The sequence below is a fragment of the Clostridium sp. AF28-12 genome (assembly GCF_003435225.1).
In the GTDB taxonomy this organism is placed as follows: Bacteria; Bacillota; Clostridia; order Lachnospirales; family Lachnospiraceae; genus Pilosibacter; species Pilosibacter fragilis.
The window spans coordinates 1-20,067 of record NZ_QWGJ01000024.1; the positions used below are offsets into that span (position 1 = coordinate 1).

Here is a 20,067-nt window from a genome sequence, read left to right on the forward strand (position 1 = left end):
TTTAGCCACAAGTGTTACAAAAAAGCTTGACCACAACAATAAATATTTTCCATATTACTAAGAATAGTTGATATAGTAGTACGTGCATCTCCTTTTTTTGTCTCATTTAAAATAAAAGTAACAATAGCTGTAACTATATTTAGTAACCGAAAAAGTATATTTTTGCCTGTTTTATGTTTTAATTGGCTAAAACTTAATATTTTTGCTTTATTGAAACGCGAAGAAAGAGCATATTCTGAACCAAAATGGCCTATATGGTTATAAAATATAATGTGATTAGATTGCTTTAAATTATTGTCCACATATTCAATAAACTGTGCTTGTGAAGTGCATAGAGCATCCCATTCTCTCTTCATATTTTTCTATTTCTCCAATATATCTATAAAAATTTCTGCACTATCTTTCAAATTTTGCTTTTAATTATTTATCCGTTTCCCGCTAATTCTATGGATAACACCAAATTATTCATTCCATACCAATTTCATTTCCGACGGATAACCTTTGATTATCCATTCCTTAATTCGCCAATCTAAACCCAGCGGATAACACCAAAATATCCACCCCATAATTCCTAATTATCGTTACCATATTAAAAAATGAAAATTTTTTCGGCAGCCCACTTTACCTAGCGGCAAATTAGGTGAAGGGGTTTTCTTTTGTCTAAAAATATTCCACTGTTACTTTGCCGCGTAAAATAAGGCTTTGCGGGCATTATTAATGTTTCAGCACCCCCTCACACAAATACCCCTCCCGCACGCCATACTTGCTGACGATCATCTGCTGTGCCTGAAAGAGATGGAAGACGTGCTGCTGGACTAAATGTCCTGGGATCAGGGTGTGGATACGGTCGGCTTCCAGCTGGAGGATCAGAGGTCACTGGAGGCTTTTTTCCTGCTGCAGAGAAACTCGCAGAGAGCGTCAAGCTGTTCGGTGGTGATGCTGTGGCAGCTGTCGGAGATATTGTAATGAAATTTTTATAGATGAAATTCTGCAGGAAACCATGTATAATAGGGATACTGGATCAGCGAAAAATAAAACGAATGAGGGAATTTGGGGTATGGAAGGAAATTTAACAAAGGGACCTATCATGAAGACCCTGGTGAAGCTCGCTGTCCCGATCATGGCATCGGCATTTCTGGGGACGCTTTACAACATTACGGATATGGCATGGATCGGTCTTCTGGGATCAAAGGCAGTAGCGGGAGTCGGCGTCGGGGGAATGTTTACCTGGCTTTCGCAGGGGCTGGCGTCCATGGCGAGAATGGGCGGACAGGTTCAGGTGGCACAATGTATCGGGCGAGGGGACCGGGAAAAAGCCCACGGATTTGCTCAGGCTGCAGTGCAGCTTTCAGCGGCAATGGGAATCGCGTATGCGGTCTTCTGTCTCATATTTGTCAATCAGATGGTGGGATTTTTCAGACTTGAGGATGCGGAGGCCCAGGCGGCAGCGCTGGCTTACACAAAGATCGCCTGCGGACTGATCGTATTTTCATTTTTGACATTGACACTCACGGGACTCTATACGGCTCAGGGAGACTCAAAAACGCCGTTTATGGCAAATCTTATCGGACTCGTGACAAACATGATCCTGGATCCGGTCCTGATCCTCGGACCGGGACCATTTCCGAGACTTGGTGTAACCGGAGCAGCGATCGCTACGGTGACAGCTCAGGCGATCGTAATGAGTATCATGATTCTTGGGATCATTGCGTGGAAGAAGGAGAATGTGTTAAAAGGAACCCGGCTCTTTGCGAAGATCCCTGTTGAATTTTTAAGGGGAATCTGCAGGATCGGAATTCCAACCGCGCTCCAGGGCATGGCGTACTGCGGGATTTCCATGATCCTGACGCGAATGGTGTCCGGATACGGTGCGGAGGCAGTGGCAACGCAGAGAGTTGGCGGTCAGATCGAATCGATCTCCTGGAATACGGCTGATGGCTTTGCAGCTGCGTTAAACGCGTTTGTGGCCCAGAACTATGGGGCCGGGGAGAGAGAACGCGTCCGGAAAGGATATCAGGTATCCCTGTGGACGGTCGGAATCTGGGGAGTGCTGGTCTCCGCCGTATTTATCTGTTTCCCAAATGCGATCGCGGATATCTTCTTCCATGAGCCGAAGGCGGTTGCGACAGCTGTGGGCTATCTCGTGATCATTGGATTCAGCGAGGCATTTATGTGCGTGGAGCTGACGACGATCGGAGCACTGTCGGGACTCGGAAGAACGAGACTCTGCAGCGTGATCAGTATTGTGCTCACGAGTGCCAGAATACCGCTTGCCATCGTTCTCAGCGGTATCATGGGGCTTGATGGAATCTGGTGGGCACTTACGTCCACGTCGATCGTAAAGGGAATTATATTTACATGCACGTTTTTCTGGATCATGAGAGAAAAAAGCGCGTGAGCAGGCAGTGCGGCAGAATGAGCTGAGGCATGATTATAGAAAGGTTTTCTTTGCAGTGCCTGACTGAATGAGGAGACGGAAGTCTCAGAAAGTTCTGGTATGAGGAAAACAGTATGGAACGGTTGATATTTCATGTGGATGTGAACAGCGCCTTCCTCTCCTGGGAGGCGGCGAAGCGCGTAAAGGAGGGGCTGCCGGATCTTCGGGAGATCCCGTCCTGTATCGGCGGGGACCCGAAGCTAAGGTGCAGCATCGTTGTGGCGAAATCGATCCCGGCGAAAAAATATGGGGTGACGACAGGGGAACCTGTGGCTCTGGCGTTGCGGAAATGTCCGGATCTCGTGTGCGTACCGGGTGATTTTGCGCTGTACCAGAGATGTTCCCGGGCGTTTAAGGAAATCTGCGCATCCTATGCGCCTGCGATGGAATCGTTTTCGATCGACGAGGTGTTTCTCGATATGACCGGTACCCATCTGATCTATCCGGATCCGGTGGCGGTGGCTCACGAGATCAAGGATAAGATCCGGGATGAGCTGGGCTTTACGGTGAATGTAGGGATCGGAACGAATAAGCTGTTGGCGAAGATGGCATCGGATTTTGAAAAGCCGGATAAGGTACATACGCTGTTTCCGCCTGAGATCCCGAAAAAAATGTGGCCGCTTCCGGTGCGGGATCTTCTGTTTCTTGGAAAGGCATCGGAGCAGAGACTTTTACAGGAAGGAATTAAGACCATCGGAGATATGGCGCAGAGCGGGGAAGCTGAGCTTAAGCGGATTCTGGGAGAAAAGGCCGGGCATCAGCTTTACCGGTATGCCAACGGCATCGATGATTCCCCGGTTCGGGCAGAGCGGGAGGAAGCGAAGGGCTACAGCGCGGAGACGACCGTGGAAGAGGATCTTGTGACGTATGAGCAGGCACTGGCGCTTCTGCTTGCCCAGTGTGATGTGGTGGCTGCAAGGATGCGCAGAGACGGGAAAAAGTGCAGCTGTGTGGCGGTGACCTATCGGACACTGGATTTTAAGACGAGGTCACATCAGAGAGCTTTTGAGGATCCCACGGATGTGACGGAGGAGATCTTTGTGCAGGTGAAAAAACTGTTATATGAATGTTGGAAGTGTGAGCCTCTGCGGCTGATCGGAATGGCGTTGACGGATCTTACAACGGATGATTTCAGACAGATCTCCCTGTTTGAGAATCCCGAGGAGCGGGAAAAACAGAAGAAAGCAGATGAGGCGTTCGATGATATCCGCAGGCGTTTTGGGAATGGAATGATCGTCCGGGGCAGTACGATGAGTACGGCCGGGAAGGTTGCGAGAAAGGCGAAAGCGCAGATGGATCAGGATGTGCGGACAAAGAAGGAAAAAGAAAAATAGGAAATTCTTTACTTGCAAATTTTCAAAGATGCGCTATAATAAGTCTTACAAAAAACAGGGGAGCTCGTTGGCGGGCTGAGAGGAAGTGATCGAACTTCGACCCTTTAACCTGATGCGGATAATGCCGCCGTAGGAAGTCATGATATGAATTTTTACAGGGGACATGCCGCGATGGGTGTCTCCTGTTTTTATGTCATCTGACTTAAAAAATTCGGGATCATTGTGTTTCCGAAACAGGTGGCAGAAAAAAAGTAACAAAAACCATACTTTGAGAAAGGAGAAAACGGGATCCGCCAGCAGGCGGCAGGCCGAGGGGGAGCGCCCTGGGCCATGTATGAGATCAGCGATGGGAAGCCGTGTTCCGGCGTGAGAGGATGCCAGTAAGCATCGACCGCCTTCCATACAGTGATCCGGAGAGGGGAACTGTACATTTTTATGTGGAGTACATGGTACTTCGCCTGTGGAAGCGCTGTTGTCGTACAGACGTTTCCTAAAAATGCAGCTGCGCAGGGAAGCTTTGCGGCTGCGGAAAATTTTCAAAGGAGGAATGTGTGACGGTCCGAAGGAAGGACCGGTCACGCGGAATAAAACATGAAACAGACAAATGCGAAAAAATTAGCGGTGGCAGCTGTTTTCTGTGCTGTCGCAGTGGCAGGAAGCTTATTTTCATTCCCGGTATTCGGGAGCAAGTGTTCCCCGGTACAGCATATGGTGAATATTCTCTGTGCAGTCCTCTTAGGACCGGGATACGGACTGGGTGCGGCATTCGCAGCGGCGCTGATCCGGAATCTTCTGGGACTTGGAAGCCTGATGGCGTTTCCGGGCAGTATGTTCGGCGCGCTGATCTGCGGACTTGTGTATCAGAAGACGCAGAACATTCCGGCGACACTGATCGGTGAGGTATTTGGAACCTCTGTTCTTGGCGGACTCACGGCCTATCCGGTAGCGATCTTCCTTATGGGAAAGAGTGCGGCAGGTCTGGCATTTTACGCATATGTGATCCCGTTCCTTGTTTCAACTGCCGGAGGCGCGGTGATCAGCGGTGTGCTGATCTACAGCTTAAAGAAAGCCAATATCCTTGCAGGTATGCAGGAAGCAATGGGACAGTAGAGGAGAGAAGCATGTTAAAACAGATGTTTGATCAGGTGCGGGAGAAGAACCCGCTGATCCACAATATTACGAACTATGTGACGGTGAATGACTGCGCGAATATGGTTCTGGCCTGCGGGGCTTCCCCGATCATGGCGGACGATAAAGAGGAGGTCGCGGAGATCCAGACGATCTGCGCAGGCCTCAATATCAATATCGGTACGCTGAACAGCCGTACCATCGAGTCCATGAAGATCGCGGGAGCGCGGGCCAATGAGCTGGGACACCCGGCAGTGCTGGATCCGGTGGGCGTTGGGGCATCGACACTCCGGACATCGACGGCAAACGAACTCTTAAAAACGGTAAAATTCACCGTGATCCGCGGAAATATCTCTGAGATCAAGACGCTTGCAGTGGGAACAGGGACCACAAAGGGCGTGGATGCGGATATCGCAGACCGTGTAACCGAAGATAACCTTGATGAGGCGGTGGCATTCGTGAAGAAATTTGCGGAGAGGACAGGGGCTGTGATCGCGGTCACAGGCGCTATTGATCTCGTGGCGGACGCAAAAAAAGCGTACTGCATCTACAATGGCCATCCGATGATGTCCTCCATCACGGGAACCGGCTGCCAGCTTTCTGCTCTTACAGCAGCATTTGTGACTGCGAATCAGGATCGTCCGCTTGAGGCGGCAGCGGCGGCAGTCTGTGCCATGGGACTCGCGGGGGAGATCGCCCATAAACGGCTGACACCGCAGGATGGGAACGCAACGTACCGGAATTATATTATTGACGCGATCTATCATATGGATGGGGATGAGCTGGAGCGCGGGGCGAAGTTTGAAGTAAAATAGAACTTGGATTTATCTGCGGGAAGACAGAATATCCACGCCCCACACAAGCAGAATCAGTCCCAAAAGGATCGCTCCAGCCTTATTCCAGTCGTACTGGTTCATCGCGAAGATCAGAGGTGCGCCGATCCCGCCTGCGCCCACGAGACCGAGAACGGACGCCTCACGGATATTGACGTCAAAGCGATAGAGGCCGGCGGAGCAGAACGCCGGGGCGATCTGCGGGAGAACGCTGTGGAAGACGGCTGGAACCGGGTGGACACCCATGGCGAGGAGTGCCCGGTACGGGCCGGGATCAATGGCCTCAAGACATTCAGTGAAGCGCTTTGTGAGAAGTCCGATGCTGCAGACTGCTAACGTCAGGACACCTGTGAAGGCGCCGGGACCGGAGACACGGATAAAGATCAGACCATAGATCAGGAACGGGATCGACCGGATCGCCATGATGATCAGGTTAAAGAAAAAGGCGGCCGGCGCCGGGACAAAGCGTCTTGTGTTGAGAAAGGCAAGGGGTGCGGCAAGGAAAGCGCCGATGGATGTTCCGACAATGGCAATGCAGATGGTCTCAAGGAGCAGATAGCCGAGGCCATCTTTTTTTGTGGAGAAAAAGAAGATCCAGTCCGGATGCATGAGTCCGGCTGCCATACTTTTTAACGCCGCGGCACTTGTCCTTGAAAAATCCGGCGGGGTCTGGGCCGCGAGGCAGAAGAGGAAGAGCACCGTGAAACCGAAAAGTATCATCCGTCCAGAGACACAGATCTTTTTGGACAAGTCCTTGCTGCCTGAAAAAAGTTCTGCGATCTGCCCACTGTGGATCATCGACGTAAAATACCGGTTCGCGGACTCGATCACACAGACCGTGAGAAAGAGCAGAAACAAAATCGTACCGACCTTGTGGAATTCCCGCCAGGAGATCTTTTCATTTAAGATCAGACCGATCCCGCCTGCCCCAACGTATCCGAGAATGGAGCTGTGCCGCACATTCGTCTCAAAGAGATACAGGGCGTTTGTCAGAAATGCGGGTAAAATTTCCGGAAGGACGGCGTGGACAAATGCCGGGAAACGGGCGCATCCCATGGAACGAAGAGCCTGATACGGCGCTGTGTCCGCGTGTTCCGCGTCCTCGTAGGTGAGCTTCGTCATGATCGCAAAGGTGTAGAGCGTGATCGCGAATGTCCCCGCAAAGGTTCCGAGTCCGAAGAGAAAGGTCGCGGCGAGCGCCAGGATCAGCGCCGGAAAAGACCGGAGTATCTGGATCAGGAGACGCAGCAAACGTCTTGCCCAGGACGGAAAATGCAGGGATACAGCGCCAAAAGGGGAAACGATCAGTGCCAGCGCGGAACCGATCACGGTGCCTGTCACGGACATCTGGACCGTGTAAAAGAGCGGCAGCAGGATCTTTGGAAAATAGGAGAGATCCGGCCGCATCATGTCGGCCGCCAGATCTGAAAGATGGGAGCTCCTTGAAATAAAAAGAGCCGGATCACATCCGGTGAAGGACGCGGCGGCGTAAAAGCAGAGAAGGAAGAGGATCCAGCCGGCAGGTTTTATATAATTTTTTCGATTTCTGTACATGGATTGCTTCCTCCTCTGAAATGCTTCTCTGCAAGGATCCGTTGGGATGGATAAATGCATAAATAGCAGAGTCCTATTATTCATCACCTAAGATAGGTGGGCGTCTTCGAGACTGAGATAAATGTTTCTCAAGATTTCCTCATTCATTTCCGATGGCGTTCCATCAAAAACCACATTTCCGTCCTTCAGCCCAATGATCCGGTCGGAAAACTCCTGAGAAAATTCAAGGTTATGGCTGTTCATAAGAATCGTGACGCCATCCTTTTCCTGAATCTCCTTTAAAAGTGTCAGGATCTGCCGCCCGGTGACCGGATCCAAGGAGGCGGCGGGCTCATCAGCCAGCAGGATTTTTGGATGACGCATGAGGGCTCTCGCGATGGCGGCGCGCTGTTTCTGACCACCGGAGAGATTTTTTACCGGTTCTTCTGATTTTTCCAAGAGTCCCACGCGGTCAAGAAATTTCAGTGCTTCTGCCCGGCGCTTTTTTCCGTAGATTCCGAACACAGCGGGGAAAAATCCCATATCCGGTAGACAGGCAGTGAGCACATTTGCAAGGCAGGTGGAATTTTCCACGAGACAGAAATCCTGATAGATGGTGCCGATGGATCTCTTTACATTCTTCCTGGCAGTTCCGGACATGGACGATATGTCGCTGCCATCAAAAAGGACAGCCCCGTCCCCCGGCGTCTCCATGCCGTTTAAGATCCGGAACAGGGTGGTTTTTCCAGCTCCGGACGGACCGATCACGGAGACGAACTTGCCCTGAGGGATGGTAAAGGTTACATGGTCCAGGGCGCGTGTCCCGTTTTTAAATTGTTTTCCAATGTTCTGAAGAACGATTTCCATGAAGATACCTGCCTTACAAATAATGAATCAGTAAAAAATTGGGATCTGTTTAGTTCATAGACTTTAACATTTCCTGTGCGGCGCGTTCCCCGTCATAGTTCGCGTCATCGCCCCACTCGTAGCCGACCTGACTGAAGACTTTGATGATGTCTTTGCCTTCATCAGTTCCTGCGATCTCGATGAAGGAATCACCGAGAGCCTGACGGAAGTCAGCGTCCTGCATAAGGTCGGAAGTTTTGCTGTATGCGATCATATCGTTGTAGATTCCCTCTGTGACGCCGATGATGCCTGTCTGCTTTACCATATCATCGGTGCCGCCGAATTTCTCTTTCCAGTCCGGCGCATATTTTGTGCGGATATGGCCGTAGGAGACCATGAGGTCTGCCTGTCCGGAGGCGAGGCGGGCAAGGGAGGTGGTATAGGAATCAGACTGGACCGCATTTGCGAGGTCAGCGATGGTCTTTCCGTAGCGCTCGTTTAACCATAAGGACGGATAAATGTAGCCGGACGCGGAGGTCGGTCCCATGACTGCCCAGGTGGCGCTGTTTAAGTCATCCCAGGTAAGTTCCTCGCCGTTGTTGACCTTTGCCAAGAGCTCCTGACCTTTTTCACTCGGCCCTGCGAGAATGATGGAGCGGTAATATGTGCTCATTTTGTCTGTGTTTTCCTCGATGGTGCCGTCGTTCCAGTCCTTCGGATCTTCGGAGTCCTTATTGATGGCGTAGCGGAGAGCCGTGAGGAGAACGTCGCAGTCATCGGAGAACAGGACATAGTTTCCTCCGGAGATAAATCCGATATCAGCGCTTCCTGCGCTCAGTGCCTCACCGACAGCGGTGTAACTTGTTCCGACGGTCATGTCGATGTCTTTGACATCGTAGCCTTTTTCAAGCAGTGTCTCTTTTAAAAGGTTCTCTAACGGCTCTGTTGCTGTCGTGATCGTATCTGCGTCCGCATACGGGGAGAAAGCGATCTTTAAGGAATCGATGGATTTTGTCTCTGCGGAAGCGGCTGCTTCAGAAGTGCTTTCCGCAGAAGCGGCAGCTGTGGTCTCCCCTGTGGAAGCAGCCGGTGCGTCCGTTTTGGAAGAACATCCTGCAGTGAGTCCGAGGCAGAGTGCCAGGGAGAGAGCCGGTACAACAAATTTTCTCATAATATAATACCTCCATAGCCCGTCAGGGCAGAATATATTTTCTGCTGAAAGAATGGGACACCGGGAAATACGGTGAAATAGTTTCAATATCCGCTAATGGTCAGGACACTGTGAGAGCGTGATCGTTCCGAATAAGAAATAGAACGCATTCAGCTGCCATGAATCCGGAAGAAACAGGCGGATAAAGAAAAAAGCATGCCTTCTGCAGCATGCCGTAAAAATGACTTTCAGGCAGAATGCTGACAAGCCGCGGACATGGATCCGCGGCATGGGACGGTCGATCCTTTCTGGGATCCTCTCAGCCCGGAACACGGGCTCCCTCGCAATCTGGTCTTCGTCATCAAGTGATTGAATTGACCGCAGCACCAGGGCGCTCCCCCTCATGCTGCATTCCGTTAACCGATTTGGATTGTAGCACAGGAGATGGAAAAAGGCAAGAGAGGAAATTTCTGAAAGGCCGCCGGGAAAAAGCGATGGGCGGGGAACACAAGGCTGTAAGCAGGCTGCACGGAATACATGAAAAATATCGATGGATCCATGCAAAATCCGCAGTCTTGAAATTATGTACGAAACCGGGTGCAAACTTGACTTTTCCGCGCAGAAAGTATATAGTAAATCTTGTCAAAAAAAGAAAATAAACAGACCGGGGAGCCTGACGGATCAGGCTGAGAGTTGGCTGCATCGCCAAGACCCGTATACCTGATTTGGATCATGCCAACGTAGGAAGCTGCTGAAGAGAAAGAGTAGAAGTGGAGATACCTGCGGGTGTCTCCTTTTTTTACGCGAACAACGAGCCAAAGTCCGCGCTTGCGCGAGACCTTGGCGACTGTCGCGATAACAAGGGGAAACTCGCGAAGCGTGTTTTCACTTGTTATTACAGGAAATTCCGGGGAATTCCCTGTTACAAAAAAGGCACTAACGTGCCAATGCTGCGCACTTGTGCGAAGATGCAGATCGTCGCAAGTAACCGCGCGGGGCGCATCCTTTTTATGATATGCATTCGAAAGAATCTGCTGATGACAGGTCGGCAGGTAAATTGAAAGGCAGAATGGCTTGAAAAATACGTCTGGTGCGTATTTCGATTTTTTAGGAGGTAAGATATGAACTGCAGACCGGAAGATATGCTGCTTTACGCGGTGACAGACCGCGCGTGGTTAAATGGTGAGACTCTGGAGAGTCAGGTGGAAAAGGCTTTAAAGGGCGGCGCGACCTTTGTCCAGCTCAGGGAAAAGGAGCTGGATGAGGAGATGTTTTTAGAAGAGGCGAAGAAGATCAAAAAACTCTGTGCCGAATATCATGTTCCCTTTGTGATCAATGACAACGTGGATATCGCTCTTAAGATGGATGCGGACGGCGTTCATGTGGGACAGAGCGATATGGAAGCTGGAAAAGTGAGGGAAAAGCTGGGACCGGATAAGATCATCGGTGTTTCCTGTAAGACGGTGGAACAGGCGCTTCTTGCGAAAAAGCACGGGGCAGATTACCTCGGCGTCGGAGCAATGTATCCGACAGGAACAAAAAAGGACGCCACAGCGGTGACACCGGAGGTACTCTCTGAGATCTGTCAGGCGGTGGATATTCCGGTGGTAGCCATCGGCGGGATCAATAAGAACCGCCTGGAGCCCCTTAAGGGAACCGGCGTGGACGGCGTTGCGGTCGTCAGCGCGATCTTTGCGGCGGAGGATATTGAGAAGGCGACACGAGAACTGAAAGAAGCGGTAAGAGAAATCTTATAAGACTTAGAAGAGTTTTCAATGATATGCCGATATATGATGTAAAATCTAAACAATTTGTAACTAATCAATACCTTCATAGTTACACGCAAAAATCCATTCCAGATCAGCTTCGCTGATGGGATTTTTGCCTCCTATCCTATGTTTTCTTACGGTCAGCGCAGCAAGTGCGCCCTACTGAACAGTTACAATAATTTCAAAAAATATAATTTTTTAAACACTACATTCAAACAAGCCAATAAGCCAGAAGAAAAATACTACCTGCCTGAAAATATGAATTCTAAATTCACAGAGCAGCAATTTTCCCTCTGGGTTTTGGAATAGATCAAGCGGAAATATATTTCCGCGGCGGCACATTGGGGGCACCACCTTGCGTCGCCTAATAAAAAGTTATTGATGCCTGAAAGGAGTTTTTATGATGAAGACAGCATTAACGATCGCTGGAAGTGATTCCAGCGGAGGCGCCGGCATCCAGGCCGACTTAAAGACGATGATCGCAAACGGAGTTTATGGAATGAGCGCGATCACAGCACTGACGGCCCAGAACACGACCGGCGTCCAGGGAATTTTTGAGGTAACACCGGAATTCCTGGAACAGGAGATCGACAGCGTATTTACGGACATCCGTCCGGACGCGGTGAAGATCGGCATGGTTTCTTCCGCGGGACTTATCAGGTCCATCGCAAAGAAGCTTCATGAGTACAAAGCAGAAAATATCGTTGTGGACCCGGTCATGGTGGCGACAAGCGGATCAAAGCTGATCAGCGACGATGCCATCGGCACATTAAAAGAGTGTCTGTTTCCGTTAGCGGCGGTCCTGACCCCGAATATCCCGGAGACAGAAGTTTTATCAGGAATGGAAGTAAAGTCCGCCGAGGACATGATCGCGGCGGCAAAACAGATCAGTGAGACCTATCACTGCGCGGTCCTCTGTAAGGGCGGTCATCAGTTGAATGATGCCAACGACCTGTTATACCGCGACGGCAGCTACCGCTGGTTCAACGGTAAGCGGATCGACAACCCGAACACCCACGGAACCGGCTGCACCTTATCGAGTGCCATCGCTTCCAATCTGGCGAAGGGTTATGACCTCGATACGGCGGTGGAACGTGCGAAAGCTTACATCTCCGGAGCGCTGGCAGCCATGCTGGATCTCGGACATGGATCCGGACCGATGGATCACGGATTTGATTTTCGCGGAAAAGGATTTGCGGAGGAACAGGCATGACGATGACAGAACGCCTTTTAGAGGCAACAAAGGAGATCTGGGACGGCTATAACGAGGCGCCTTTTGTAAAGGGAATCGCGGACGGCAGTCTGGATCATGAAAAATTCAAATATTATATGATACAGGATTATCTGTATCTTCTTGACTATACAAAGGTATTTTCCATCGGCACGGCGAAGGCGAAAAACCTCGACGCAATGCGCCTGTTCGCGGGTTATATCCATTCGATCCTGGACGGTGAGATGGATATCCACCGCGCGTACATGACGAGACTCGGAATCGCGAAGGAGGAGGCAGAGCAGACACCGGTCGCTCTTGATAATCTGTCCTATACCTCCTATATGCTTCGTGTCGCTTACGAGGAAGGAGAGGCGGAGGTCATGGCGGCGATCCTTTCCTGCGCATTGAGCTATGAGTTTATCGCGAAGAAGATCCTTGCGGAGTATCCGGCTGCAGATAAGCATGAGTTCTATGGGGAATGGGTCAGCGGATATGCGTCCGATTCCTACCACGAGGACAATGAGGTGCTGGCTGATCTGATGAACCGCCTGGCGGAGGACTATTCCGAGAAGCGGAAACAGCATCTCGTAGAGATCTTTACAGCATGCTCCCGCTATGAGGCGGCATTCTGGGATATGGCGTGGGAAATGAGGCAGTAGGATGCTGAAATTTGACAATGTAAGCTTTCAATATGATGTGGAAGATTTCTCCATCATTGACCACCTTTCCTTCGATGTACAGGACGGGGAATTCGTGTCCGTCATCGGCGCTTCCGGCTGTGGTAAGAGTACGATCTTCCGGCTTGTGAACAAGCTTCTTCTGCCGGCTTCCGGCGAGATCCTGGTGGACGGCGAGTCCATTGAGAAGAAGAGAAACTACTGTGGATACATGCCGCAGCAGGATCTTTTATTTCCATGGCGGACCGTGAGGGAGAATCTCCTGCTGCCGATGGAGATCCGGGGCGGATATTCGAAAACGGAGATGAGAGAGAAAGCGGACGCGGCACTGGAATCTGTTGGTCTTAAGGACTGGGGTGATAAGACGCCGAAGGAACTTTCCGGCGGCATGCGCCAGAGAGCGGCGTTTGCGAGAACGGTGCTCACGGGTTCCGACCTTCTGCTTCTCGATGAGCCATTTTCAGCCCTCGATTACCTGACGAGGATCTCCATGCGGGAATGGCTTTTAGAGCAGTGGGAGAGGGAGAAAAAGACAGTCCTTTTTATCACGCACGATGTGGAGGAAGCGGTCTTTTTGTCCAGCCGGATCCTGGTCGTAGAGGAATCACCGATCACCCACCTGCGGTCCATTGATGTCCCGGCAGAATATCCGAGATCCAGGGACGAGCTTCGGAAACCGGAGATCCTGTCCCTGAAGGAGGAGCTGATCGGTATGCTGAGGAAGGAGACGTCATGAGTAAGAAGATGAAGAAGGATCATGCGCGGATTCCTTCCGGGGCTTCGCGTGGACAGACCCATAATGTTCTGAGTACAAACCTTCCAGCGGCGATTCTGGTAGCGGTTCTGCTGATCTTCTGGCAGGCGGCGGCTATGGGAATCGACGCGGCGTATATCCTGCCGTCACCGACCCAGGTGGTGGTACGGCTCTGGGAGCTTAGAGGTCCGTTATTTACGGCACACCTTCCGGCAACGATGTCGGTGGTGGGGATCGGACTTCTGATCTCCATTATTCTTGGCCTTGGTCTGGCCGTTCTGATGGATGCCAGCGAGACAGCGGAAAAGGCACTTTATCCGCTTATCATCGCGTCCCAGACGATCCCGACGACAGCGCTGGCGCCGCTTTTTGTGCTCTGGTTCGGATATACGATCTGGAGTAAGGTGCTTGTGACGGTATTGATCACGTTTTTCCCGATCACGATCACGGTATTCGACGGATTTAAGTCGGTGAAGACGGAGATGGAAGAGCTGCTCTTTACCTTTGGCGCGGATAAACGTCAGATTTTTATGAAGTTAAAGGTTCCGGCTGTCCTGCCCTGCTTTTTCTCGGCGATCAAGATGGCGGTTCCGTTATCGATCATCGGAGCAGCTATTGGTGAATGGCTGGGAGCGCAGAGCGGACTTGGATACTTCAGCAGGAGAATGATGACACAGCTTGATGGAGCCGGAGTGTTCGCACCGATCTTATTGTTATCGGTGGCGGCGATGGCGGCTGTCTGGGTAGTCACACTGCTTGAAAAACGGATCATTCACTGGAGAAATGAGTAGAAAATGACAGAAGTTGTCTTTCGGTCTGGAAAGCGGAAGTTCAAGCTCCTGGCAGAATTTTGCGATTATATGGAAATGAGTTGGGCAGAATCAGTATCTATGGAATGCATAACATGAAATTCTGGCCGACCAGTGAAAGAACTGGACAAATTATTTTGATAACGAAAGGAAATGACATGAAAAAAGGAATGAGAATCGCTGCAGCGGTGATGGCTGCGGCTTTCAGTATGACAGTACTTGCAGGATGCGGTAAGAGTGAGACAAAGACAGCGGAGACGACGGCAGCGGCTTCAGCGGACAACAGCAGCGCGGCAGAAACAACAGCAGCTTCCGGTGAAAAAAAGGATCTCCGTGAGGTCAACGTGGTATTGGACTGGTATCCGAACGCGATCCACACCTTTATTTACACCGCCATCGAGCGCGGATATTATGCGGAAGAGGGACTTGATGTGAAGGTCCGCTTCCCTGCGAACGCGAATGACGCGCTGGCACTTGTCGCTGCCGGCAAGGCGGAGATCGGAATGTATTATCAGCAGGATGTGATCCAGGCGGTTGCAAATCAGGGAACGAAGATCAAGTCCATCGGTGCGATCGTGCAGTCTCCGTTGAGCATTGTACTTTCTTTAAAGGATAAGAACATTACAAGCCCGTCCGATCTTGTCGGAAAGACAGTTGGATACGGCGGAACAGCTCTCAGTGAGTCTATTGTGAAGACCATGATGGAGTATGTGGGCGCGGACGCGTCAGATGTAAATCTGATCGACGTTGGATTTGACCTGATGAGCTCCATGACTACAGGCAACGTGGATGCCACCATCGGCTGTCTTGTGAACCATGAGGTTCCGCAGCTGGAGGAAGAGGGCTTTGACGTCAATTATTTCATGGCAAACGGATATGGCATTCCGAATTATTATGAGGAAGTGTTCCTCGCGAACAATGATCTGATCGAGAAGGAACCGGAGGTCTTAAAGGGTTTCCTTCGAGCTTCCGCAAAGGGCTTCGAGGATTTCAAGAATGATCCGGACGGCTGTCTCGCGATCCTCATGAACAACCAGAATGAGGAGAATTTCCCGCTGACGCAGAGCGTAGAGGAGAAATCCTGTGCAACGCTGCTCCCGCTTATGGAGACGGAGGATGTTCCGTTCCTGACACAGACGGAGGAGTGCTGGCAGGAGAACATCGACTGGATGCTTGAGAGTGGACTGATCGATCAGAAGGTTGAGGTTTCTGATGTGATGGTAGACCTCGGGGAGTAGGTTCCTGAGGAAATCTTATAGGAATTGAGAAATACCGGGATGGCGGGGAGACTGCTGTTCCGGTATTTTTGTTGGTTTGAGTCAGGAAAAGAGAGGTTGAGTCAACTTGGCGGAAGTACGCGCAGGTCAGCTTCCGGCTCCTGGTGCTGTCGATTTCCAGGCGGTTCCTCTATGCTTGCAGAAAAATGCTAAGGGCGGAGAAAATGGGACGCAACTCGCTTCGCTCAGACAAGGCCCCATTTCCTCCAACGCATTTTCCTGCGAGCCAAGAGGAAGCCAGGCCTGTAAATCAGGCACCCGGTTCCGGAGGCTGACCTGCGCTGGGGATTGGAGGCGTAAGGATAGACCTGGAGGATGTATGATCTGGTTGTTACTGTGGGAAAGAACGCTTGTTCATATGAACGATATGTATTATAATTGAGGTTAGATAACGTTTTTTCGAAGAAAAAAGAGATGTCTGGATGGAGGAAAACTGTACTGTTTCGGTTTTTGAAAATCAGTCATCGCGTCCAGAGGCAGTCCTGTGCTGGATATTGACGAGATTAAATGGGAGGAAGGTTATGGCGGAACAGATGAAGAAGGAGAGGGCAAGGCGGCTGTTTTTGATCGCTTTCGTCCTGTTTACGTTTGCGAACGGATTTGGCGGCAGTATTATCTCGAATTATTTTAAGGGCGTGTATCAGGTGGACTCGGTGCAGAGGGGGCTTTTGGAGATCCCGAGGGAGCTGCCGGGAGTTGTGGGAGTGTTTGTGATCACGGCGCTGTCGGGATGTGGAAATCTGACGTTGGCGATGATCAGTTTCTGCCTGTATGCGGTGGGAATGTTTGTCCTTGGTCTTTTATCTCCGGGATATCTCTTAATGCAGCTGTTTGTGTTTACCTATTCTCTCGGGGATCATATTGTCATGCCGGTCCGGGATGCGATCGCGATGGATCTCGCGGATGAGGGGAAGACGGGGACATTTCTCGGAAAATACCGGGGATATGCGACGATGGGGTCTATGGCGGCATCATTGCTTGTATTTATCGGATTCCGGTACGGGGCGTTCTGGTTCCGGGCGGACAGATCGATCGTTCCGTCGTTCTGCGTGTCACTTGTAGTCGTTGCGGCGGCGTTATTCTTCCTGTGGAGACTGAGAAGAGAGGTTCCGGCCCTTGATGTGCGGAAGCATGATGAGAAGAAAAAAGGACTGCCGCTTAAGAAGAAATACATTCCTTATTATATCGTTACGGGAGTTTATGGTTTCCAGAAACGGATGCGTCTGGTGTTTGCACCGTGGATCATTATCGAGCTCCTCGCGATGGGGGCAGATACGGTGGCGCTTCTTGGAATCGCGGCGCATTTTGGCAGCAGTATGATTGCGCCGCAGATCGGAAAATTTCTTGACCGGTATGGTGTGAAAAAGGGACTTGTTCTGGAGAGTGTGACGATCGGGGCGATCTTTCTGTATGCAGCCTGGGCGGTCCATGGGATCACGTCCGGTGTGTTTGCAGGAAGAATGGAGCAGATCTTTGCGTTCACGGCATATATTTTTATTATGATCGCGGATCATTTTAACGCGGTCCATGTGATGTTAATGAAAAAACTCAGCGACTCTCCGGCGGACGTGATGGAGAACCTGTCCTTCGGCCTGAGTGTGGATCATGTGCTGGCAGTGACGGTCTCCGGGCTTTTAGGAGCTGTCTGGAAGTTTGTCGGTCCGGAGTGGGTGTTTGTATTGGGAGCTGTGGTCTGTCTGGTGCATTTCGGGGTGGCTGTATGGCTTGGAAAGAGAGCAAATTAGATTTCCATTTTTGCAAAGAAGTTTTGGGAGAACGTGGTATGATAGATTCAGAAACTTGGAAATCATGTGACAGGTAAAGAAACTGCGGACTGACTGCTGCAGAGGATATATTTGGGAGGAACGAGGATATGATCTTTGTATCACACTATGATTCACCGCTTGGAATGATCTATATGGCGGCGGATGATGACGTATTAAAAGGAGTCTGGTTTGAGGGGCAGAAGTACTTTGCTTCTGGATTGGATAAGAAAGAGACGGAAGATAAGGAGACGCCTGTTTTGAAGCAGACGAAAGAGTGGCTGGATCTTTATTTTGCCGGGAAAGAACCGGAGTTTCTTCCGCCGCTGGCGCCGGAGGGCTCAGAGTTCCAGAAAAAGGTATGGAAGATCCTGCTTATGATCCCGTATGGAAAGACCATGACATACGGGGAGATCGGCAGGAAAGTCGCTGAGATGTCCGGGAAAAAGACCATGTCTGCCCAGGCTGTTGGGGGCGCGGTCGGTCATAATCCAATCTCGATCCTGATTCCGTGCCATCGGGTGGTCGGAACGAACGGCAGCCTTACTGGGTATGCGGGCGGAATCGAGAAGAAAATCGGGCTGCTGAAACTGGAACGGACGGATATGTCTGGGATGTTTGTGCCGAAGAAAGGGACGGCGCTGTAGCGGGAAAATATGAATAAACAGCAGGGCTGTCGTTGCGGCAATTTTTTGCGGAACGACAGCTTTATCTATTGTAAAGATGGATAGCGATTGCTTTCATAATAAATTTCTGATAAAGTGTAATTAGCTATAAAGCAACGGAAGGAGCTGATATCATGGATGAATTTTTAAAACTGCCGGTTGGCATCGATAATTTTGAAAAGATCCGTCGAAATGGATTCTACTATGTCGATAAGACGAGCCTGATCGAGCAGCTCTTTTCGAATTGGGGGGAAGTTAATTTATTTACCCGTCCGCGCCGTTTTGGAAAAACACTCAATATGAGCATGCTGAAATATTTCTTTGAAATCGGGACGGACCGGTCGCTTTTTGACGGACTCCATATTTGTGCCAATGAAAAGATCTGTTCTGAACATATGGGAAAGTACCCGGTGATCTTTCTTTCATTAAAAAATGCAGAGGGATTGAATTTTGATACAGCGAAATATCAGATGGTCGAACTCATTGCGAGGGAGGCAGAGAGGTTTCCTTTTTTGGCAAAGGACACAAATTTATCGGATCGTGACAGGGAAAAATATAGAGTGTTGACTGCATTTGCAGATGGACATTATCAGATGAGTGACGATGTACTGTGCGGCTCTCTGCAGACGCTTTCCGAACTTCTGTATAAGCATTTTAATCAGAAGACGGTTATTCTGATCGATGAATATGATGTACCGCTTGATAAGGCATTTCAGCATGGTTATTATCGGGAGATGGTCGCTTTGATCCGGGCGCTGTTCGGAAGGGCACTGAAAACAAATGAGGCTTTAGCCTTTGCAGTTTTGACCGGATGTCTCAGGGTTTCTAAGGAAAGTATTTTTACAGGATTAAATAATTTCAAGATCCTGTCGATTACCGATTCGAGGTTTGATGAACAGTTTGGTTTTACAGATAAAGAAGTACAGAAACTTCTCGCGGATTATCACCTGGAGGCGAGATTTTCGGAAACGAAGGAATGGTACGACGGTTATCGTTTTGGCAATGTTGACGTGTACTGTCCGTGGGATGTCATTAATCATATCGACCGAATCAAGGACGATCCGAATGCAAGACCGGAAGCATACTGGATCAATACCAGCGGGAATGACCTTGTAAAGCGTTTTGTGGATAAGGCAAACAGAACGACCCGGAATGAGATCGAACAGTTGATTGCCGGGAACGCAATTGAAAAAATGCTCCGTCTTGATCTCACTTATGATGAGATCGATAACAGCATCGAAAATCTCTGGAGTGTTCTATTTACCACTGGATATCTCACGCAGGCAGGGATGACAGAGGATGGCGCGTATAAGCTCGTGATTCCAAACCGGGAGATTTGTGAAGTGTTTAAATTGCAGATCCAGGAGTGGTTTAAAAAGTCGATCTTCAGCAATACGGAGCAGTTAACTGCTTTCTGGAATGCTTTTGAAGAGGGAAATACGGACGGAGTTGAGATGTATCTCAATCGGATCATGAGCAATTCCATCAGTGTTTTTGACATAAAAACTGGAGAAGAAAAAAAAGAAATCTCATACCATAATCTTCTCGTGGGTATTTTAACGGGGAACGCAGACTGGCTTGTGAAATCTAATGTTGAGGCAGGAGAGGGATTTGCGGATATTATCGTAGAAACGGAAGATCCGAATGCAGGCATTGTTGTGGAACTGAAATACACGAAGGATTACGATGAGATGGAGCAGGCCTGCAGGGCGGCGCTGGATCAGATCAATGACCGGCGTTATCAGGAATATCTTTTAAATGATGGTCGAAAAGATATCACTCTTTACGGAATTGCCTTCTGTAAGAAACGTTGTAAAGCGGTGGTTTCCGGAAATTGTTCTCGGTGAAGATGCAGGGGGTTACAAACAACCGTGTAAGA

The 20,067-nt window shown here is 50.0% G+C and carries 17 protein-coding genes and 2 riboswitches; of the genes, 13 read left to right on the forward strand and 4 right to left on the reverse strand.

The genetic code is table 11. The features are described from left to right. Positions 1-14: 14 nt before the first annotated feature. The gene (locus tag DWY93_RS15030) at positions 15-356 is read right to left on the reverse strand and encodes a hypothetical protein (protein ID WP_117471253.1); all 342 of its coding nucleotides are present in this window, start codon (positions 354-356) and stop codon (positions 15-17) included. A gap of 701 nt (positions 357-1,057) precedes the next feature. Here DWY93_RS15030 and DWY93_RS15040 point away from each other — a divergent pair. From DWY93_RS15040 to thiM, 4 genes are all read left to right on the forward strand, one after another. Further along, positions 1,058-2,398, forward strand: a complete 1,341-nt coding sequence (locus DWY93_RS15040) for an MATE family efflux transporter (protein WP_117472571.1) — start codon at positions 1,058-1,060, stop codon at positions 2,396-2,398. A gap of 113 nt (positions 2,399-2,511) precedes the next feature. After that, the gene (locus DWY93_RS15045; RefSeq protein WP_117472573.1) at positions 2,512-3,771 is read left to right on the forward strand and encodes a DNA polymerase IV; all 1,260 of its coding nucleotides are present in this window, start codon (positions 2,512-2,514) and stop codon (positions 3,769-3,771) included. 46 nt (positions 3,772-3,817) lie between these two features. After that, positions 3,818-3,924: riboswitch (TPP riboswitch) on the forward strand. Between the two features lie 438 nt (positions 3,925-4,362). After that, positions 4,363-4,881: an energy coupling factor transporter S component ThiW gene (thiW, locus tag DWY93_RS15050; RefSeq protein WP_117472575.1), complete on the forward strand. Its 519-nt coding sequence runs from the start codon at positions 4,363-4,365 to the stop codon at positions 4,879-4,881. 11 nt (positions 4,882-4,892) lie between these two features. Further along, positions 4,893-5,714 (forward strand): hydroxyethylthiazole kinase, encoded by an 822-nt coding sequence (thiM, locus tag DWY93_RS15055; protein ID WP_117472577.1) that lies wholly within the window; start codon positions 4,893-4,895, stop codon positions 5,712-5,714. A 9-nt stretch (positions 5,715-5,723) separates the two neighbouring features. Here the strand turns inward: thiM and phnE are convergent, their stop codons facing one another. From phnE to DWY93_RS15070, 3 genes are all read right to left on the reverse strand, one after another. After that, on the reverse strand, positions 5,724-7,286 hold the full coding sequence (gene phnE, locus DWY93_RS15060) for a phosphonate ABC transporter, permease protein PhnE (protein WP_181968562.1): 1,563 nt from the start codon (positions 7,284-7,286) through the stop codon (positions 5,724-5,726). A gap of 87 nt (positions 7,287-7,373) precedes the next feature. Further along, a complete protein-coding gene (gene phnC, locus DWY93_RS15065; protein WP_117471248.1) occupies positions 7,374-8,132 on the reverse strand; it encodes a phosphonate ABC transporter ATP-binding protein in 759 nt (252 codons plus the stop codon). A 49-nt stretch (positions 8,133-8,181) separates the two neighbouring features. After that, positions 8,182-9,282 (reverse strand): PhnD/SsuA/transferrin family substrate-binding protein, encoded by a 1,101-nt coding sequence (locus DWY93_RS15070; protein WP_117471247.1) that lies wholly within the window; start codon positions 9,280-9,282, stop codon positions 8,182-8,184. Positions 9,283-9,916: 634 nt separating this feature from the next. After that, positions 9,917-10,024, forward strand: a riboswitch (TPP riboswitch). 358 nt (positions 10,025-10,382) lie between these two features. Here DWY93_RS15070 and thiE point away from each other — a divergent pair. The 9 genes from thiE to DWY93_RS15125 all read left to right on the forward strand — a co-directional run bounded on the left by thiE (position 10,383) and on the right by DWY93_RS15125 (position 20,035). Continuing rightward, positions 10,383-11,018 (forward strand): thiamine phosphate synthase, encoded by a 636-nt coding sequence (gene thiE / locus DWY93_RS15085; protein ID WP_117471244.1) that lies wholly within the window; start codon positions 10,383-10,385, stop codon positions 11,016-11,018. 415 nt (positions 11,019-11,433) lie between these two features. Beyond that, the gene (gene thiD, locus DWY93_RS15090; protein WP_117471243.1) at positions 11,434-12,243 is read left to right on the forward strand and encodes a bifunctional hydroxymethylpyrimidine kinase/phosphomethylpyrimidine kinase; all 810 of its coding nucleotides are present in this window, start codon (positions 11,434-11,436) and stop codon (positions 12,241-12,243) included. Beyond that, on the forward strand, positions 12,240-12,902 hold the full coding sequence (gene tenA, locus DWY93_RS15095; protein WP_117471242.1) for a thiaminase II: 663 nt from the start codon (positions 12,240-12,242) through the stop codon (positions 12,900-12,902). The genes thiD and tenA overlap by 4 nt, the downstream gene beginning before the upstream one ends. A gap of 1 nt (position 12,903) precedes the next feature. Next, positions 12,904-13,656 carry an ABC transporter ATP-binding protein gene (locus DWY93_RS15100; RefSeq protein ID WP_117471241.1) on the forward strand — a complete coding sequence of 251 codons (753 nt, stop codon included), beginning with the start codon at positions 12,904-12,906 and terminating at the stop codon, positions 13,654-13,656. Between the two features lie 68 nt (positions 13,657-13,724). Further along, positions 13,725-14,465, forward strand: coding sequence for an ABC transporter permease (locus DWY93_RS15105; RefSeq protein WP_117471255.1), 741 nt, complete (start codon positions 13,725-13,727; stop codon positions 14,463-14,465). A 176-nt stretch (positions 14,466-14,641) separates the two neighbouring features. Next, on the forward strand, positions 14,642-15,721 hold the full coding sequence (locus DWY93_RS15110; RefSeq protein WP_242990683.1) for an ABC transporter substrate-binding protein: 1,080 nt from the start codon (positions 14,642-14,644) through the stop codon (positions 15,719-15,721). Between the two features lie 560 nt (positions 15,722-16,281). Further along, positions 16,282-17,505: a hypothetical protein gene (locus tag DWY93_RS15115; RefSeq protein WP_117471240.1), complete on the forward strand. Its 1,224-nt coding sequence runs from the start codon at positions 16,282-16,284 to the stop codon at positions 17,503-17,505. Positions 17,506-17,633: 128 nt separating this feature from the next. Then, positions 17,634-18,170, forward strand: coding sequence for a methylated-DNA--[protein]-cysteine S-methyltransferase (locus DWY93_RS15120; protein WP_117471239.1), 537 nt, complete (start codon positions 17,634-17,636; stop codon positions 18,168-18,170). Between the two features lie 152 nt (positions 18,171-18,322). Further along, positions 18,323-20,035 (forward strand): AAA family ATPase, encoded by a 1,713-nt coding sequence (locus DWY93_RS15125; protein WP_117471238.1) that lies wholly within the window; start codon positions 18,323-18,325, stop codon positions 20,033-20,035. Positions 20,036-20,067: the final 32 nt, after the last annotated feature.

Excerpts from the sequence above, each read along its gene's own strand:
- DWY93_RS15030 (WP_117471253.1), bottom strand. The coding sequence starts at position 356 with ATGAAGAGAGAATGGGATGCTCTATGCACTTCACAAGCACAGTTTATT.
- DWY93_RS15040 (WP_117472571.1), top strand. The coding sequence starts at position 1,058 with ATGGAAGGAAATTTAACAAAGGGACCTATCATGAAGACCCTGGTGAAG.
- DWY93_RS15045 (WP_117472573.1), top strand. The coding sequence starts at position 2,512 with ATGGAACGGTTGATATTTCATGTGGATGTGAACAGCGCCTTCCTCTCC.
- thiW (WP_117472575.1), top strand. The coding sequence starts at position 4,363 with ATGAAACAGACAAATGCGAAAAAATTAGCGGTGGCAGCTGTTTTCTGT.
- thiM (WP_117472577.1), top strand. The coding sequence starts at position 4,893 with ATGTTAAAACAGATGTTTGATCAGGTGCGGGAGAAGAACCCGCTGATC.
- phnE (WP_181968562.1), bottom strand. The coding sequence starts at position 7,286 with ATGTACAGAAATCGAAAAAATTATATAAAACCTGCCGGCTGGATCCTC.
- phnC (WP_117471248.1), bottom strand. The coding sequence starts at position 8,132 with ATGGAAATCGTTCTTCAGAACATTGGAAAACAATTTAAAAACGGGACA.
- DWY93_RS15070 (WP_117471247.1), bottom strand. The coding sequence starts at position 9,282 with ATGAGAAAATTTGTTGTACCGGCTCTCTCCCTGGCACTCTGCCTCGGA.
- thiE (WP_117471244.1), top strand. The coding sequence starts at position 10,383 with ATGAACTGCAGACCGGAAGATATGCTGCTTTACGCGGTGACAGACCGC.
- thiD (WP_117471243.1), top strand. The coding sequence starts at position 11,434 with ATGAAGACAGCATTAACGATCGCTGGAAGTGATTCCAGCGGAGGCGCC.
- tenA (WP_117471242.1), top strand. The coding sequence starts at position 12,240 with ATGACGATGACAGAACGCCTTTTAGAGGCAACAAAGGAGATCTGGGAC.
- DWY93_RS15100 (WP_117471241.1), top strand. The coding sequence starts at position 12,904 with ATGCTGAAATTTGACAATGTAAGCTTTCAATATGATGTGGAAGATTTC.
- DWY93_RS15110 (WP_242990683.1), top strand. The coding sequence starts at position 14,642 with ATGAAAAAAGGAATGAGAATCGCTGCAGCGGTGATGGCTGCGGCTTTC.
- DWY93_RS15115 (WP_117471240.1), top strand. The coding sequence starts at position 16,282 with ATGGCGGAACAGATGAAGAAGGAGAGGGCAAGGCGGCTGTTTTTGATC.
- DWY93_RS15120 (WP_117471239.1), top strand. The coding sequence starts at position 17,634 with ATGATCTTTGTATCACACTATGATTCACCGCTTGGAATGATCTATATG.
- DWY93_RS15125 (WP_117471238.1), top strand. The coding sequence starts at position 18,323 with ATGGATGAATTTTTAAAACTGCCGGTTGGCATCGATAATTTTGAAAAG.